The following is a 14,686-nucleotide window of genomic DNA, read 5'->3' on the forward strand; positions in this document are numbered from 1 at the left end:
CAGGCTTGTCTGCTGACCAGGCGCAAAGGAGACACGGATCGCCGGGCGCGCATTAGGGGTCGCGAATTCCGTGCCGACCTGCTCCGTGGCACGACGCACATCCTTCAGGCGTTCCCCCAGCCGAAGGATTTCTTCGGGCGTGAAAGGAATGGCCTCATGCTCGGCTTCATCTTCGGCTGCCTGATCCTGATCGTCTGCAGGTGTCGTTGCCGCAGGCCCGGGCTGTGATGGCTGCTGTGCGAGTGCCGCAAGTGGCAGGACGGACAGGGTCAGCGGAAAGAGAGAAAGAATTCGCACGGTTGTCACTCCCTCCCCGACGAGACGACAAGCTGTTCGATGGCCAGTCCATCCGGGTGATCCAGATCCTCCACGCGATCAATCGTCACGGTTGCCATCAGCATTTGCGTATTCTGCTGGTTGACGTTTTCGCAGGTCTGGATGAAAGGAAACTGTATCACGTAGCGCGCGTGTCGCTGCACGACTGTCTCGGCGCGTACGGTCGCGGCCCGTGTCGGCTGCGCATAACAGAGCAGTTTTGCATCTCTGAGTTTCGCCAGATTCCCCTGCGTAATGAAAGACTTTGCAAAGGTGTTCCATCCGTTGAGCGTGTAGTGAGCACCCGCGGTGTTCATCTGGGTTGGAAAATCACGATAGTTGATGTTGTAGGGTGCGATCGCCCATTTGACGGCCCAGCCGAGAAGCTGGTCCTGGCCAAGTACAGGACTGGTGAGCGCCACGGCCGGTCTGGGAGCGTTCTGGCCGTCAACGTAGAAATAGAGGGGTGTGGGCGGGTGTGCACGGATATAGGCGTCGTGTGCCGCGAACACGATGACCACGCCTGCCAGTGCGATGTTGAGCAGTAGCGATCTATCGACAACGATCCCCTGAAAGTCGGGGTCGGTAAGCCGCCTGGTTACTGCGGAATTAAACAGCCGCATGGCGCGCCTCCCTTACGGGGGCATGAAAAAAGGTGGTCATCACTCTACTCTCATTTCCCGACGGTGATGAGAGCAGGCTGGAAGTCTATCTTGCGACCAGCACGTTTTTTCTTTGACGGTTTGCGCTACTACTCAGGCGGCAATGCCATGCGTGGCGGCAATGCTGCGGCGGTATCGTCTGCTGACCCGGTCACCACCCTTGCGGCTGGTCCAGAAAAAGCATCCGCTCTTGCAGAGGCATTCCCGCCGGATGTAGTGGTGTTCGCCGATATAATGTTCGGCCCTCGCGAGAATGAACCAGGGCACTTTGGCGCCGCGTCGTGGCGGAAGCTGCTCCCAGCAGCTTTGGGACTTCAGCGCGCTTTCCGAAATAAGGAAATCCCGTGCAATTTCACGCGGGTTCTGAAATGCAAAATGGCGGTAGGCGATTTCGATGTTGGCGGCCTCGTGCCACCGTACCTTGTCTCCTCCCTTATGTCCTGTGAGGGTCAGCCTGCTGAGGCTGTTCCTGACAAGCCATGTCCGTCCCCGCCGGGCTTCGGGTGGAAGCAGCGAAGCCTGTTCCCATGTGAGGACAACTGCGGGATCTGCGGGAATGGCGCTCCGCTTTTCGGCAAGTATGGTCTCCGCCTGTATTTTTGAGAGCCTGATGCGCGGTGGCAGGCCAAGCTGCTTTCTTTTTGCACGCACGCTCCCGGCCGAGCGGCCAAGCATCTCGGCTATGTCGGCGGTTTTATCACCACAGAGCCAGCGTTGGCCAAGGATGAGCAACTGGGTCCTTGTCCATGCTCCCCTGCGTGCAGGCGCTTCATAAAAAACATTCTGGGGTCGGTCGGCCCATTGCGCGACTGACTCCTTTACCTCCTGCACTGTCAGGGTAAGCATTGTCGCTACAAGGACCTCGTCGCACAGCCTGGCATAGAGGGCGCGCGTCATTTCTGGCGTGGGATAGGTCTGAAGCCATGTAAACAGACCGTGTTTTATAACCTGGCCGAACGATGCTGACTTCATGGCGGTATGCCCTCGTCATCGCGTTTTCGGGATAGGCTGCGTGTTTTGGGAATAATATCTCTTAAGCGTTATATAACCGTCAAGAAATAAATAGCGCAGAACGCGCTAATATGACTCCAGACGCGGTTTCCGGTCCGCGTTGGTGATCCGCCGGGCCACATCACCTGGAATGGACAGCCCAAGGCATAGGGTCTGCCATAAGAAAGGAGACCTCTTTCCTGACAGTCTCCATACCTTCATCACCCGGTCAGTGGTTTGCGATATCGTCGAGGTGACCAATAATGGACTCGAGATCAGCGAGGGCTTCGAGTTGTGATTGCGCGGACATTGCCCACGCGGTCATGTCCAGGGAACGCAAGAGGTCTGCGTCGTCATGTATTCCCGGGATCAGGTAATAAACGGAGACGGACAGTCCTTCGGCAATGCGATAAACCGTTTCAAGGCTCGGATTTCTCAGCCCTGCTTCGATCAGGCTCAGGCTGGTCAGGGAAACATGTGATTTATGGGCGATCTGGCTCGCTGTTGCCCCCTGAAGCGTCCTGAAGATCTGAATCCTGCGCCCAAATATCTCGAGGAGGTCCTGCCGTTCCCCCGAGGTGAAGGCGACACTGTGTGAATAATGATCGATCGGCAATCTGACCGGTATTTCCGGCAGGTTAAACGTCTTTGAAATATTGCCAATAATGTCGCGTAATTTCTGGATTGCCAGATTGTAGTCCGAACACTGCTTCATGGTCTTTTTCAGCTGCGTGGCGGATGCCACCAGATCCAGATGGGCAAACCATGTACCTTCTGGTGCGCCTTGCGGAAGAATATCGCGCGGATCTATCTCAAATACCCGTAGCAGCGCCGATAATGTTTCCAGGGAAACCGGACGACCGGCTTCGATGCTCCGTATGACCGATACATTCAACCGTGCCAGTTTGGCGAGGTGTACCTGCGTCCAGTCAAGCGCAGTGCGCCTGTCATAAATGATTTCCCCAATGTCTCTATATAATTGGCCGGATGCAAATAAAGCCTCGGCTTGCATCTTGCCATTGTCATGGGACATTTTCGTTTACTCTCACGGCGGGCGTTTTCCTCGGCAAAAGAAACTTCCAACATCCAGAAGATATCGACTGGTCACGTCCTGACAGGGGATCACGCGTGACGGAACGTCATGATAGTCGAGTTGGAGCCCGCAAAAAAGGTGTCTGAGGTCGCAAAGGCCGCTGCTCTGGTCAGGAGAACTTGATGGAGACACTCATATGCCTGTTATGCCTGCCGTGGTTATGGCGCTGGCCTCTGGCCCCATATCTGTCACACCTGCCGCGTTTCATCTTGTCCAGACAACTTCTCCGGACACTCCGTCCCAGCCGGCGTTGATGGGGACAACCGGCGGGGAAGCCTTACCATCACCGGGAGACGCTGGGCAGGAAGGTCCGGGCGCATTGGCTGATACTGGTGTGGATCCTCGAACATCCGGGAATGTTCCAGCCCGTCGGTATTTCCATATCGCCAGCGGTTATGGAAAGCAGGTCCCACTTGGTTTCGCCGTGCGTCAGATCGTTCCGCATGGGGTGCGTGTGGTGTTCGCGGCGGACGTGGACACCAGCGTTCCTGTTGACTGGCAGGGCGGCCGGGAATGGAACAAGGTTCTGGCGACCACGGTAGCCCAGGCGGGTGACGTCATTGATGTTGGTCATAATAAAGTCGCGGTCCGACGTCGAATTCGCTGACTGGTCGCATGATGGCCCGACACCTTCGTCGTAATCACCCGAGGAAGGTTCCATGAACAAGCCCTCATCCGTCCGGAAATCCGGACTTTCTTCCCCGATGCCCAATGTCTCCCTTGCGCTGGATGCGCTCGGCGAGATCTGGCGCATCAGGGGCGGGGAGGACGTCATCGCGATGTTGGACAATGATATGACAGCGAGGACGGTCTGGCACGCCATCCTCGCTGGTGTCGCGCCGCATGAATGGCCGGATCTGGTCAGCTCCCTTGACGCGCTGATCCCCTATCTGCGCGGCCGCAGGGACCTGTTGTCGGCGGACAGCCCTTTTGGACGGGGCGTAATCTCGGAAAGCAGGCGCCAGGCGCTTCATCGCCTTCTTGCTCCGGAAAGGATTGCCCTGCTGGAGGCTGTGACGCGTCCGGCTACACGTCAGGAGGCCGCATGATCGGTCTGCGCTTCCGTGTCCTGTTGTCAGTGGCCGCCGCTCTTGTATCGATACAGGGGCATGCGCAGACCATGTCATCAGCCGCCTCTGGCGCCACGACATCTACGGGAAGCGTCGGCTGCGCCGCCCTGACCCAGGCGGCGGCAACAGCCGTAAACGAACGCGTTCAGGCCAACGATGCTTACGAAAAGCAGCCGGATAGCGTCAACGGCCTATCCTGCCTGAGCAATTTTTTCAACGGCACCGGATTGAATCTCATCACGAACGGCCTTGACCCCGCGGCACTCCTGCAGGCCGTCGAGGGCCAGATAGGTGGCCAGGTCTGTCAGGCCGCACAGGCGGCATGGGGTAACGCCATGGGGTCGACCCAATGTGGACTCAGTTTGTCAGGCGTTAACCTGGGGCTCGGTTTTGGCTCGAGTAGCGGGCTCATGTGCCCGAGCCTGAGTTTCGGTGGTGGTGGGCCGCCAATCGCGACCGCCATTGCGGGGACGTCGAGCGGTACGACTGATCTGTATATCAACGGATCTCCCCAGCTTCCGACCGGATACAGCCTGAGCAATCTCGTGGACGGAGTGTTCTGATGCGCAGGCTGCAGATGGTTATCATTGGTGTTGCTTCGTGCGTCTGCGTGCTGGCAGTCACGCCGCGTCCGGCATACGCGCTTTTCAGTGACGCCGCTGTCGTTGCAGCGATCAAGCTTCTTCAGGCGTTCACGGGCAACGCCCTCAATACGATGACAAAAAATCTGACGGACAGCATCGATTCAAACCTCAGTAGCCTTACAAACCCGAATTCCGTTGCGTCTCTCCTGACGAAGGGTTTCACGCAGGTTGCCAATTACGCGAAAGCCCAGGTCGGTGCCCAGTCGCAACTCATGGATGCCCAGGACGCAGCGATGGCCGGATTTCTACGGCGCCAGCAGGAAACCGGAATCCGGGACGAGCATATGATGAACCCGGAATTCTGCGCGGGCCTTGACGCCCAGCAGTCCACCGTGGCCGCGTCCAAAGCGGCGCGCTCTGCGGTGTACGCCATTGCGACCGTGAGCGATCCCCGCGGTGAGGCAGGTCAGGGAACGCCCTCCTATTACGGCAAGTCGCAGGGCACGGATGCGAACATGTCCCTGCACCTCAAGCGCTACTGTTCATCCGACGACGTGGCGCAGGGGCTCTGCTCTTCCGTGTCCCGGCTGCCGAACGCCGACCAGCGTGCCGCCAGTCTGTTCGGCGCCGATACCCTGTCCGCGGATGGCGCAGTGGATGCAGCCAATGATTATGCGACCACGCTCATCCAGCCGGTAGCGCCGGCGGCCCTGCGTGGCGAGCAGCTGTCCAGCCTTCGGGGACGTGAAGCCGCAACCCGGCGCCGGTCGTACAACAGTCGTATGTCTCTTGCCCGCTGGGTCACGGGCTACGTCACATCTCTTGGTGTTCCGTCTGTCGCGCTCACGCGGGACCAGAAGGCTGAAATGACGGCCGAGGGGCTCACGCCGCTCGACAAGGCGTCGTGGCTGCAGGCCATGGCGCTGGAAGTCAATCGCAGGGTTTCCAGCGTAAGCTGGAACGCCTCGCTCCAGGCAATGCCTCCCGCGTCGGTCATGCGCGAGGTCGCCACCGAGATGGCGCAGTCCAATTACCTTGCGCTGCAGAACTACCGTCTCGGGCTCTACCTCGCGACCATGGGAGCTGCCCGGGTCGCGCAGGAAGAAGAGGTCGCCTTCAGGGACGGCCTGACACCGATGCCTTCCCCCACGATCAATCCCTAGAGGTTTGCCATGTCTGAGGCCCAGCAGAAAACCGGCGATATCGAGGATGTGCTGAAAACCCTTGATCGCGTGCAGTCCGAATACAGGAAGCAGGCACCCGGGCAGGCCGCCGCATATGATCGGCTGCGGCAGGAATCCCGCGAGCCTGACGTCCATAATGATCCCGGCTTCCGTACGCGCGTCGCATACGCCGTGCAGGATGTAGAGCGCCTTTTGGGACCGACGCTTGAAAAGGAGCATCCTCTCCGCACCGAGATGACAGAGCGCGCGGCGCATTACCCAGGTCTGAACGAACCTGTGGTCGCTGCGATGATGCGTGAAACGCATCGCCTTCAGCAGCCAGAAGTAAACGCGATCCGGACACTTGCCAGCGAACTGGTTGAAGGACGTCAGGATCCGGACCACCCGGACATCGCGCACACCATCGAGAACCTGAGGGCGACCGTCTTTCCCGAACCAGGGCATCAGCCAGCGCCAGGGCATGACCATGCTGCCGGGTCTGCGCACGATGAGAAAGGTCAGCCGGACAAAACCCGTGGAATGGCGTCGCCGGGGGAGGGCGCTCCGCCTGGACCGGAGCAGTCGGCCAGCAGTCAACCCGGACAGACCCATACGACGGATCCTCAGAAGGACTTTCGAGAGAAACAGACAGGTCCCGCAAAAGACGCGCCGGAAAGCCGATCGACGATGGATGGCAACGGCACAAAGGAAAAGGCGGCAGCGAACACACGGGAAACGAACGGGGCGGCCAGGGATCAGGAGGACGTCAAGGTTATTCGCGGTGGCGGCTTTGCCCGCCTAGCAGAAGCGATTGCCTCGCGCATTGATAGCCAGCCTGCGAGCCCGGCATCATCGTGGATGGAAAAGGCCGCCGATTTCAGCACCCGGCTGCACAACGCGCGTGACGAAAAGAGCCTGGAGGCGACCGAACGTCTGGGAAAGCAGGCGGTGGAGGCCCTGCGTGACCTCAGGGAGCGGCCAGCTTCCTCCATCATGGCGGCGATTTCAGATGCAGGAAAGGGCGACCCTGACGGTGTTGCCGGTGTGTTGTCGGAGATGAAGGCCGGTGGCCGGTATGCGGATCTGCATAGCCAGTTTGTGACGGAGAAACAGAATAACCAGGCATTTGCGGCGCAACTGGAGAATGTCACCAGCAAGCTCGAAGCCTACGGAAAGGGAAGGGACGCCGCCGAGGCAACAGGCCAGCGCATGGGAATGCCCGGCAGTGTGACGCAGCGCTTCACCCAGATCGATGCCGAGATCGGCAGGACTGCTGCCGAAGTGCCCGGAAAAAAAGAGGGGGCCAGTGCGCTGGAAGACATGAGCGAGAAGGTCCGCGAGATGATGCACAAGGCTGTGACTGCAGTCACGGATTTCATGACGCGGATGAAGCCCGGTCCCACCGCCAGTCCTGCGCCGTGACTTCGCCGCTGGAGGACAAACCATGACGCCCTTTCGTCGCCCTGTATTCGCCATCCTGCCGCTTCTGTTTCTGTCGGCTCTTACCGTGTCCGCGGCAGCGCAGACGGTTGTCGCGACCGGTTCGGGAGATGCAGCCAGCAGCACGGGCTATAACGTGACATGGGACCTGCTTGATCCGGGCAGTGACTGGGCGGCGCAGGTCATCCGGTCTGTATTCCCGGTTTTCGGCCAGGATACGGGCGCGCCCAGCATCGGCAACGAGGCGACCGTCATAGGAACCATGATCGGGTGGTTCTCCGGGTTTGTCATGGCATTTGCGATGGCGGTCGTAAGCTATATCTACTTCATGAACATCCACCGGGGTGCAGAAACAGCGCAACTCCTTGGTAACAACCAGACCAGCATGTCGATCGTGCGGATCGGGATTGCGGCCATCCTGATGTGGCCGCTGCCGACAACCGGCTTCAATGCAGCGCAGGCCGTTGTCGTGCAGGGCTCGCTCTGGGGCATCGGTATGGCGAAGGTCGTTTACGACAAGGCGAAGCAGGCGATCGGACCAGACGGCAAGGTCATTGCACAGCCCCTTATCCCCGGCACAAAGGGGATTGTGACCGGCCTTGTAAAAAATGAGTTCTGCCGGGCCATTATTAACATTGCTGCGAATAACACGAGCCTGATTGCAGCCCCGACCGGGCAGACCGTCCTGTCCGTGACCGGCGGAAAGATGGGGATCATCAACTATTCTTACAATATGGCAGCCGGCGCAGGAGACGGGACACCAGTTTGCGGGGCCGTAAGTCTGCAGGCGCCCAATACTGACGCAGTGAATCTGGCCGGTTTCCAGGTCGACCAGGCGGGTATGCAAAAGCAGGTCCTTGATTCCGTGATCCTTGGCGACATTCGCAGCCAGGTTGAACAGGTGGCGCAGAAGTACTGGCAGACCAAAACGACAACGTCCTTGGCCCCACTCATGACCATCATCGTCAATGCCACCAACGATTATGCGTCGCGTCTCACGACGCAGGCGGCACAACTGCGTTCGAAGCTTCAGGACACGGTCAATAATCAGACGCTCGCGCTTCACCAATGGGGAATTTCGACGAACGGAGATGCGGTCAACACCAGCAGCCAGATGGATACTCTCGGGTGGACTGGCGCAGGAGCCTACTATCTCGAATTCGCGCGCCTCAATGGCCAGACCCTGTCTCTCATGACCGCAACGCCAACCATCACCACGCCATCCTATTCCGGTCTCGGAAACTATCTTGCCTCGGACATTGCGCCCCTGGTGCAGTCTGCGGACACCTTTATGGAGAACATTGACAGCATGGTTGCAACGCAGGATGGCGTGACCGCGCCAGGCGGGAATGCTGACCTGTACACAGGAGCGATACCGGGCGGAGACGGTGCGGGTGTGCTCGACCAGCTGTTCCGCGCCCTGCACCTGAATGATTACGCCCTGCAGATCGTGACCGGATTTATCGAGCCGTCCGGTACGAACGGCTACTGGACGGATCCGTTTGGCAATCTCATGTCACTTGGCAACTGGATGATCACGACCGCCCTTCTCACCATGGGCACTGCGTCGGTTCTTTCTTCTACGGCCGGCACCGTCGGTATTGGCGTGCTGTCGCTTCTGAGCGGAAATCCTGAAGGTGCCGTTGCGGCAGGGGCCGGGCACGCACTGATGCACTTTTTTGGCGCGCCGATTATCGGCGGCTGTTTCGCCATGCTTATGCCAGGCCTCACCATCGCCTATGTCATCCCGATGATCCCGTTTGTCATGTGGATGTTTGCCGTGGCTGGATGGTTCATCATGGTCTGTGAGTCCGTGATTGCAGCGCCTCTGTGGATGCTCGCGCATATGACCATGAACGGGGAGGGGCTGCACGGTCATGCAAAACAGGGTTATGCCCTTCTGTTCAATGTCATCTTCCGGCCGGTGCTGATGCTGTTCGGACTTTTCCTTGGATATTTTATATTTGATTCAGTGTCGTGGCTGATCCACATGTGTTTCGGCATTGCTGCCGGACTGGTGCTGTCAAACGGTTGGATTGTCAGCAACTTCCTCGGTATGATTGTTCTGGTCAGCCTGTTTGTCATGATTCACGTCACCCTGGCGTTCATTTCGTTCAGGATGATCTCGATCCTGCCCCAGCGGGTTCCCGCCATGATCGGATTTGGTGACGTGGATCGCGTTGATATCGACCAGTTCAGCAGGGACGCCGCCGTTGTCGGTATGGCAGGCACGTTGCTCTCGATTCAGCAGTCGCTTGGCGGAAGCGCTCGAGCTGCGACCCAGCCTATGGACGATAAAAATAGTAAGCAAATATATATGGGGGCAAATAAAGCTGTAGATACAACAATGAAAAAGATTCTATAATGCGTTACTCATGGAGGGCATGAAATGTTTGGTGGCAATGGGATGAGTGGCCCGGCAGGCTTCATACTCGGACGCATGTCGTGTCAGTATAGCGAGAACTTGCAACGCAATATTCGACAAGCCCTTCATGGCGCCGCTCCGCCGCATTTTAACGAACTCGAAGAGCAGGTTCGGTTAATCAGTCGCTTGACCGAAGCACTTAATCTGGCGAATGCTCATTCCGATAAACTCGAAAGCCAGTTGGCAGACTGGAAAGACTACGCTCATGGCTTGGAATCCCAGATCAAAGAACTGAAAGACCATCTTTGTCGGACGAGTGCTCATGCTGAGCAGCTCGCCAACGATCTCAAAATATCAAGGGAACAAGAAAAAGACCGGGCGCGAGATCTTGAGGCCACCCGTGTCAATTACCGCCGACTCAGCGATGACCATGCTACACTGACGACCAAGGCCGAGACTATGGAAAGACGGATATGGGGTTACCTTTCCATGGAAAATGAATGGAGAAAGCGACAGTCCTAGTCGCAAGATCCTTGGTCAGGATGGCCTCCTCTAAGCGGGAGACCATTCGTGAAATATTTCATTCTGCCTCTTGCCCTTTCCGTCGGGCTTCCGGCGTGCAGCACCGGCAACGTGTCATCTGCTGCCCACGCGCATGGCCCAAAGGCTCCCCCAACCAGGCATGCGCGGTATGATCCGCACGCGGCCTACGGATCGACACGTGTAATCTGGACACCCCCTACGTACGATCGCGCCGGTACGATCGTCCGGCCTGATGATCCACGGGCGATGTCGGGGCGCGAGGATTACGAACATGCCTCCTGGGCAACAGGCGCTCAGGGCGGCGACAAGAACGCGCCTCCCGGCACGTTCTGAGTGCTCCGCCGATCCTATCTATTCACCAGCGCAATGCAGATGGACTTGCGGTTACGGCCTGCGGGGAATGAGGCTGTCGGCGGTGGCGACAAATTGGCGAGCGGAACCCAGGCGGCGTTCGCGGATCTGCCAGTTGAGCCACGCGTTCTGAAACGCCACGAGTGTCAGAAATGTCCAGAAGGGCGCGAACTCCAGCGCAGCAAGGAATTGGCTGCCTTTCCAGTGGGAAAGGAGCATTTCTCCGGTCCAGCCAAGAACCAGAACAACAGCGAGCATACTGGCAGCAAGCGCCCGTCTGTATGTCTCATGCTGTCTCTGATCGAGCAAAATCGCCACAACGTGGGGTTCGACGCCATATTCGACAGCGATCGCGGCGATATCAATAGGGGTACCGTCTGGCGCCTGCGGGTCCTGCATACCGGCTTTAGGCTTCAGTAATGCCTTCCCAAGGGCTTCAATCAGCGCGGCATTCCTCGTCACATCGGACCAGGCGACCAATGTACGTGGATCGCCAATCACCAGGCGGGCCAGCTTGCGCGTTCTTGCAAAGAAACGCCGGGTACCGGTCTGATCCTGTCGTGCCTTCATTGCGATACGGATCTGATGAACGTGGCGACGTCCCTGGGAACTCCGTCGAGCCGCCCGATCCCGCCATTGCGGTGCATCCAGACGAAGGTCGGTGTCCCTGTGAGCCCTATCCGCCGTGCAATCGCGGTATTACGGGCAAGCTTCTCCCCACTATCCGGTTCAGGTGCAGTCAATCCCGGGTTTAGATGACCGTTGACCCACGCGTGGGCCATCTCGTTTGCCGGAAGCGACAGCATGGCTCTCGCATTGACGGTACTGGCGCCATTATCCTCGTAATCAAGCAATGACAGCGGGACTATTTTCAGGCGAACTTTCCCCGCATCGATTTCGGGCTGAAGGATATGCATCGCCTTCATCGAGTAGATACATTGCGGGTCTATGAACATGATGACTTCCGGGGCTGAAGGTGTCCCTATAAGGCCTCCCGAGAGACCTTGGAGCCCGGACTGTTCGTTAGCGTCGGATGAAGGGCCAGAGATACTGATTTCTGGGACGGCTCCGGGAATGTCCCTGATCTGGTTTTTCGTGATGTCCTGTCCAGTGGCGCCCCACATGCGGGCCGCGACTGCTGCCTTGCCATCCGGGGTCGCATAGACGACCTGAAAACGGTTATCCGCCCGAACAAACATTCCCCTGATGCCATCGACCGGTGCGAGATCGTGGGCGCGCGATCCGGCCAGAGAACGTAGGGTGTCGTAAGGTACCGGGATCAGCGTGCCGCTAAGCACGATCGCGTGGCTTTCCGGGGCGAAAAAGACGAGGAGTTCGTTTCGGATATGGGCGATGCCTGTTTCGAAGCCATGAAGATCGGGTAGTTTTTCGATGTTGGCCCCTGCGATTCCAAGGTGGGCGACTGCATCGGTCCTACCTTTATCACCATGTTCCAGGGTCGGCCCTATGGTGTCGCTCCTGGACCCAATCGGAGTAGACACAGAGCATTGCTGTCCTCGCGCTGGCGCGTGCATGAGCAGGAGAAATGGCAACACGTAGAAACAGCGCATGGCGGACTCCGGACAATACCTATGTCCTGTACGCCCTGATCATGCGACTGCGATTAAAAAATCATTCCTTGTCGTTCCCCCTTTCTCGAGACAGGGGATTTTCAAAAGCAGGGTTGATCGGGGAGAGAATAAACGTCTCTCCTGTTTCGCTTCCTAACTCGTCGACCGACATCTCGCTTATCATTTTTACAAGAATATCAACGCGGAGTTGCAAATAATGGGAATTCGGGTGGTCGTTTTTCAACTGACGGCCTTTTTCGTGGCAAAGCATCAGAATGGGGTGCAGTGATTTTGCCTGCTCACGTCTGGCAGTTGATGTTTTCGCGGGAGAAGCGATATATTCAATATTGCATCTAAGCGCTAAAACCGCTTGAACCAGCGTCAAACATAGCTGTCCGGATGGTTCGTCATCGATAAGCTCGAAACGCGAGCGAAGTTCATCAAACTTCATGTCATCCCCACATGGCTCAAGACGAACACATTGAAGCAGCGAAATGCACCATTATCATGCTTCTTACGGAGTTCTGGAACGAGATAGCCTGATATACTTTGCTATTATTGACGATTTCCGTCGTGATTTAATCTGGTCACCTGGCTCCACGGAATCATGATCAGGATGCTCAATCTACACGATTCCGTCTTGTTGTAACGTATATCTCATTATTGTTACCAAGTGTTTCGTCAATATTCTGCGGGCACCGCATGTTTGAAACATGCACTGCACTTTCTGGCTGATCGAATGACAGTCACGCCTGAGTGGCGAGAAAAAGCGTCTTCTACGTCATCTCTCGACCGGGTCATGGTTTGAGGCAACCACCAATATGCTGAATGATTGACGTATCGGAAGACATCCGCATCGTACCATCCCACCTATAGGTCGCAGGAAATGATCCATGCATGCTCCAGCGGAGTGGCAAAAGCCTCAAATAAGTTCAGAATATCTGTACTTGGATAATAGATCATGTTAGCATCATGCGATGCGCAGGACCAATATGACATCCAGAAGATCAAGGAGCGCCGTTCCCCCAGGGAAAACAATACAACTTGGACTGTTCCCGCTATCTGTCCAGTTGCGCCGTATTCAACCCAGCTTCAATGAGTGGCGGTATTACGGACTGTCAGTTCAGCCCGACCTGTTCGGTGGTGCCGCGCTTGTTCGCAACTGGGGCAGGATCGGGACAGCTGGCACCCAGCGCGTAGATCTTTATCCGGACGAGGGCGCCGCGGTAAATGCTCTGACCGCGATGATCCGTTATCGCCTGAAACGCGGCTATATAGTTACACAGCCATGACTGGCTGCATTACCTGCAGGGGTAACCCGGTGTGATCATCAGACAGGTGATAGAGATAAATACTGTATCCGCTCACCACGTCATGGAAAATTCGTGGATGGATATATTCGGACTAAAAAACTTATCATCGACATTGAGGTGAGTCGTAGCTTCCGTGCCAGGCCCGCTGCAGGAGCCAGTTTACGCCGTCTGATAGCGTAATCAGGGGCAGGCTTCGCCGCTTACAATTTGCATAGAACTTGATGCTCATGGTGCAATGTGATCGATGTAGGCAACGTAACGCAATATATAATTCAGCTTTCGATACGCCATATTTTGCCGATTGCATAAAGACTTACACTCCGGCAATATTATTCGGTAAAAATATAGCGGAGAGGCTTTATCATGGACCAATCAGACGACCTATCCCCGGCAATTGTAATTGCCATGAGCGACATCGTGGCAGCGCATCTCGGCAATACCAATACTTCTCTGCCGACAGAACACGTCCCGGCGTTTATCCGTGATGTCTACGCTGCTATCCGCGAAACAACACCGGTCCCAGAGAAAAACGGCAGCATTCCGGCCCAGCAGCCCGCAGTTCCAGTCGCGCAGTCGGTATTTCCTGAATACATCGTCTGTCTGGAAGATGGCAAAAAACTCAAAATGCTCAAGCGTCACCTGCAGACAAGGTATGGGATGACGCCAACGCAATACCGAGAGAAATGGCAGCTTTCTAAGGATTATCCCATGGTTGCTCCGGAGTATGCCAAAATGCGGGCGGCTCTGGCGCGAGACGCGGGCCTTGGACGTAAGATTTTGGTGCCCCCGAACGCTCCCGTGGACGAGGCACCCGCAGCACCTTCTGTCGATAGTGCAGCGAAAGAAATATCGGTCGACACTGCTGAGGCTGTATTACCCCCCAAAAAAACGATTTCGAAGCGATCCAGGTCGTCGGCAACTGAAACCGGATCTTCCGCGGCATCGCCAAAGAAAACGCCGGGTTCCAAGACTTCAGCGAGACCGCGTGCGGTACGGAAGACCGGCACGAAAGCAAAAGGGGCCAAGGTCTGACTGATCAGCCCGGCCTATCCGGCTTTGTCATAAGGCAGCCAGGCATCACCCGAACGTCAGGATGATCAGATGGTGAATGTTCATGAGGAAGATGTTCGACGCGGATTTCTCACACTTGAGGCAATTTCGGGTCATTTTGTAGAATTCAGTCATCCCACAGGAGCCCGATCTGGAATATTGACGATATTCTGCTT

The 14,686-nt window shown here is 56.9% G+C and carries 15 protein-coding genes and 1 pseudogene; 8 read left to right on the forward strand and 8 right to left on the reverse strand.

Features of this window, described 5'->3' with window-relative positions:
* The 5 genes and pseudogenes from CFR71_RS14130 to CFR71_RS14150 form a co-directional block, all read right to left on the reverse strand.
* Window positions 1–306: pseudogene (locus CFR71_RS14130) on the reverse strand (DotH/IcmK family type IV secretion protein); the annotation flags it as partial.
* The gene (locus CFR71_RS14135) at window positions 303–938 is read right to left on the reverse strand and encodes a DotI/IcmL/TraM family protein (RefSeq protein ID WP_039733505.1); all 636 of its coding nucleotides are present in this window, start codon (window positions 936–938) and stop codon (window positions 303–305) included. The pseudogene CFR71_RS14130 and the gene CFR71_RS14135, both read right to left, overlap by 4 nt.
* Before the next feature lie 132 nt (window positions 939–1,070).
* Window positions 1,071–1,949: a hypothetical protein gene (locus tag CFR71_RS14140; protein ID WP_207781403.1), complete on the reverse strand. Its 879-nt coding sequence runs from the start codon at window positions 1,947–1,949 to the stop codon at window positions 1,071–1,073.
* Window positions 1,950–2,196: 247 nt separating this feature from the next.
* The gene (locus tag CFR71_RS14145; protein ID WP_048883528.1) at window positions 2,197–3,000 is read right to left on the reverse strand and encodes a helix-turn-helix domain-containing protein; all 804 of its coding nucleotides are present in this window, start codon (window positions 2,998–3,000) and stop codon (window positions 2,197–2,199) included.
* Window positions 3,001–3,343: 343 nt separating this feature from the next.
* A complete protein-coding gene (locus CFR71_RS14150) occupies window positions 3,344–3,721 on the reverse strand; it encodes a hypothetical protein (protein WP_029329627.1) in 378 nt (125 codons plus the stop codon).
* Between CFR71_RS14150 and CFR71_RS14155 the strand changes: the two genes are divergently transcribed.
* Genes CFR71_RS14155 through CFR71_RS14180 form a run of 6 tightly spaced genes read left to right on the forward strand, consistent with a single transcriptional unit; the run spans window position 3,720 to window position 10,204 of the window.
* Window positions 3,720–4,109 (forward strand): hypothetical protein, encoded by a 390-nt coding sequence (locus tag CFR71_RS14155; protein WP_239020433.1) that lies wholly within the window; start codon window positions 3,720–3,722, stop codon window positions 4,107–4,109. The genes CFR71_RS14150 and CFR71_RS14155 overlap by 2 nt on opposite strands.
* Window positions 4,106–4,693 carry a hypothetical protein gene (locus CFR71_RS14160; protein ID WP_010515543.1) on the forward strand — a complete coding sequence of 196 codons (588 nt, stop codon included), beginning with the start codon at window positions 4,106–4,108 and terminating at the stop codon, window positions 4,691–4,693. The genes CFR71_RS14155 and CFR71_RS14160 overlap by 4 nt, the downstream gene beginning before the upstream one ends.
* The gene (locus CFR71_RS14165) at window positions 4,693–5,877 is read left to right on the forward strand and encodes a hypothetical protein (RefSeq protein WP_048883529.1); all 1,185 of its coding nucleotides are present in this window, start codon (window positions 4,693–4,695) and stop codon (window positions 5,875–5,877) included. Before CFR71_RS14160 ends, CFR71_RS14165 begins: the two co-directional genes overlap by 1 nt.
* A 9-nt stretch (window positions 5,878–5,886) precedes the next feature.
* Window positions 5,887–7,299: a hypothetical protein gene (locus tag CFR71_RS14170; protein ID WP_025440165.1), complete on the forward strand. Its 1,413-nt coding sequence runs from the start codon at window positions 5,887–5,889 to the stop codon at window positions 7,297–7,299.
* Between the two features lie 22 nt (window positions 7,300–7,321).
* Window positions 7,322–9,682, forward strand: a complete 2,361-nt coding sequence (locus CFR71_RS14175; protein ID WP_110531980.1) for a DotA/TraY family protein — start codon at window positions 7,322–7,324, stop codon at window positions 9,680–9,682.
* Between the two features lie 24 nt (window positions 9,683–9,706).
* Window positions 9,707–10,204 carry a hypothetical protein gene (locus tag CFR71_RS14180; RefSeq protein ID WP_110531982.1) on the forward strand — a complete coding sequence of 166 codons (498 nt, stop codon included), beginning with the start codon at window positions 9,707–9,709 and terminating at the stop codon, window positions 10,202–10,204.
* A 405-nt stretch (window positions 10,205–10,609) separates the two neighbouring features.
* Here CFR71_RS14180 and CFR71_RS14190 read toward each other — a convergent pair whose 3' ends face one another.
* The 3 genes from CFR71_RS14190 to CFR71_RS14200 all read right to left on the reverse strand — a co-directional run bounded on the left by CFR71_RS14190 (window position 10,610) and on the right by CFR71_RS14200 (window position 12,598).
* Window positions 10,610–11,146, reverse strand: a complete 537-nt coding sequence (locus CFR71_RS14190) for a hypothetical protein (RefSeq protein WP_110531986.1) — start codon at window positions 11,144–11,146, stop codon at window positions 10,610–10,612.
* Window positions 11,143–12,147, reverse strand: a complete 1,005-nt coding sequence (locus CFR71_RS14195; protein WP_110531988.1) for a thiol:disulfide interchange protein — start codon at window positions 12,145–12,147, stop codon at window positions 11,143–11,145. Before CFR71_RS14195 ends, CFR71_RS14190 begins: the two co-directional genes overlap by 4 nt.
* 61 nt (window positions 12,148–12,208) lie before the next feature.
* Window positions 12,209–12,598 carry a hypothetical protein gene (locus CFR71_RS14200; RefSeq protein WP_034932857.1) on the reverse strand — a complete coding sequence of 130 codons (390 nt, stop codon included), beginning with the start codon at window positions 12,596–12,598 and terminating at the stop codon, window positions 12,209–12,211.
* A gap of 541 nt (window positions 12,599–13,139) precedes the next feature.
* On the opposite strand from CFR71_RS14200, the gene CFR71_RS14205 reads away from it, so the two are divergent.
* Window positions 13,140–13,439 (forward strand): WGR domain-containing protein, encoded by a 300-nt coding sequence (locus tag CFR71_RS14205; protein ID WP_042710844.1) that lies wholly within the window; start codon window positions 13,140–13,142, stop codon window positions 13,437–13,439.
* A 384-nt stretch (window positions 13,440–13,823) separates the two neighbouring features.
* Window positions 13,824–14,492, forward strand: coding sequence for a MucR family transcriptional regulator (locus CFR71_RS14210; protein ID WP_110531989.1), 669 nt, complete (start codon window positions 13,824–13,826; stop codon window positions 14,490–14,492).
* The last annotated feature ends 194 nt before the right edge of the window (window positions 14,493–14,686 follow it).

Source organism: Novacetimonas pomaceti, assembly GCF_003207955.1.
Classification (GTDB): Bacteria; Pseudomonadota; Alphaproteobacteria; order Acetobacterales; family Acetobacteraceae; genus Novacetimonas; species Novacetimonas pomaceti.

Bases quoted from the DNA above. Each gene is read 5' to 3' on its own strand.
- CFR71_RS14135 (WP_039733505.1), bottom strand. From the start codon at position 938: ATGCGGCTGTTTAATTCCGCAGTAACCAGGCGGCTTACCGACCCCGAC.
- CFR71_RS14140 (WP_207781403.1), bottom strand. From the start codon at position 1,949: ATGAAGTCAGCATCGTTCGGCCAGGTTATAAAACACGGTCTGTTTACA.
- CFR71_RS14145 (WP_048883528.1), bottom strand. From the start codon at position 3,000: ATGTCCCATGACAATGGCAAGATGCAAGCCGAGGCTTTATTTGCATCC.
- CFR71_RS14155 (WP_239020433.1), top strand. From the start codon at position 3,720: ATGAACAAGCCCTCATCCGTCCGGAAATCCGGACTTTCTTCCCCGATG.
- CFR71_RS14150 (WP_029329627.1), bottom strand. From the start codon at position 3,721: ATGGAACCTTCCTCGGGTGATTACGACGAAGGTGTCGGGCCATCATGC.
- CFR71_RS14160 (WP_010515543.1), top strand. From the start codon at position 4,106: ATGATCGGTCTGCGCTTCCGTGTCCTGTTGTCAGTGGCCGCCGCTCTT.
- CFR71_RS14165 (WP_048883529.1), top strand. From the start codon at position 4,693: ATGCGCAGGCTGCAGATGGTTATCATTGGTGTTGCTTCGTGCGTCTGC.
- CFR71_RS14170 (WP_025440165.1), top strand. From the start codon at position 5,887: ATGTCTGAGGCCCAGCAGAAAACCGGCGATATCGAGGATGTGCTGAAA.
- CFR71_RS14175 (WP_110531980.1), top strand. From the start codon at position 7,322: ATGACGCCCTTTCGTCGCCCTGTATTCGCCATCCTGCCGCTTCTGTTT.
- CFR71_RS14180 (WP_110531982.1), top strand. From the start codon at position 9,707: ATGTTTGGTGGCAATGGGATGAGTGGCCCGGCAGGCTTCATACTCGGA.
- CFR71_RS14190 (WP_110531986.1), bottom strand. From the start codon at position 11,146: ATGAAGGCACGACAGGATCAGACCGGTACCCGGCGTTTCTTTGCAAGA.
- CFR71_RS14195 (WP_110531988.1), bottom strand. From the start codon at position 12,147: ATGCGCTGTTTCTACGTGTTGCCATTTCTCCTGCTCATGCACGCGCCA.
- CFR71_RS14200 (WP_034932857.1), bottom strand. From the start codon at position 12,598: ATGAAGTTTGATGAACTTCGCTCGCGTTTCGAGCTTATCGATGACGAA.
- CFR71_RS14205 (WP_042710844.1), top strand. From the start codon at position 13,140: ATGACATCCAGAAGATCAAGGAGCGCCGTTCCCCCAGGGAAAACAATA.
- CFR71_RS14210 (WP_110531989.1), top strand. From the start codon at position 13,824: ATGGACCAATCAGACGACCTATCCCCGGCAATTGTAATTGCCATGAGC.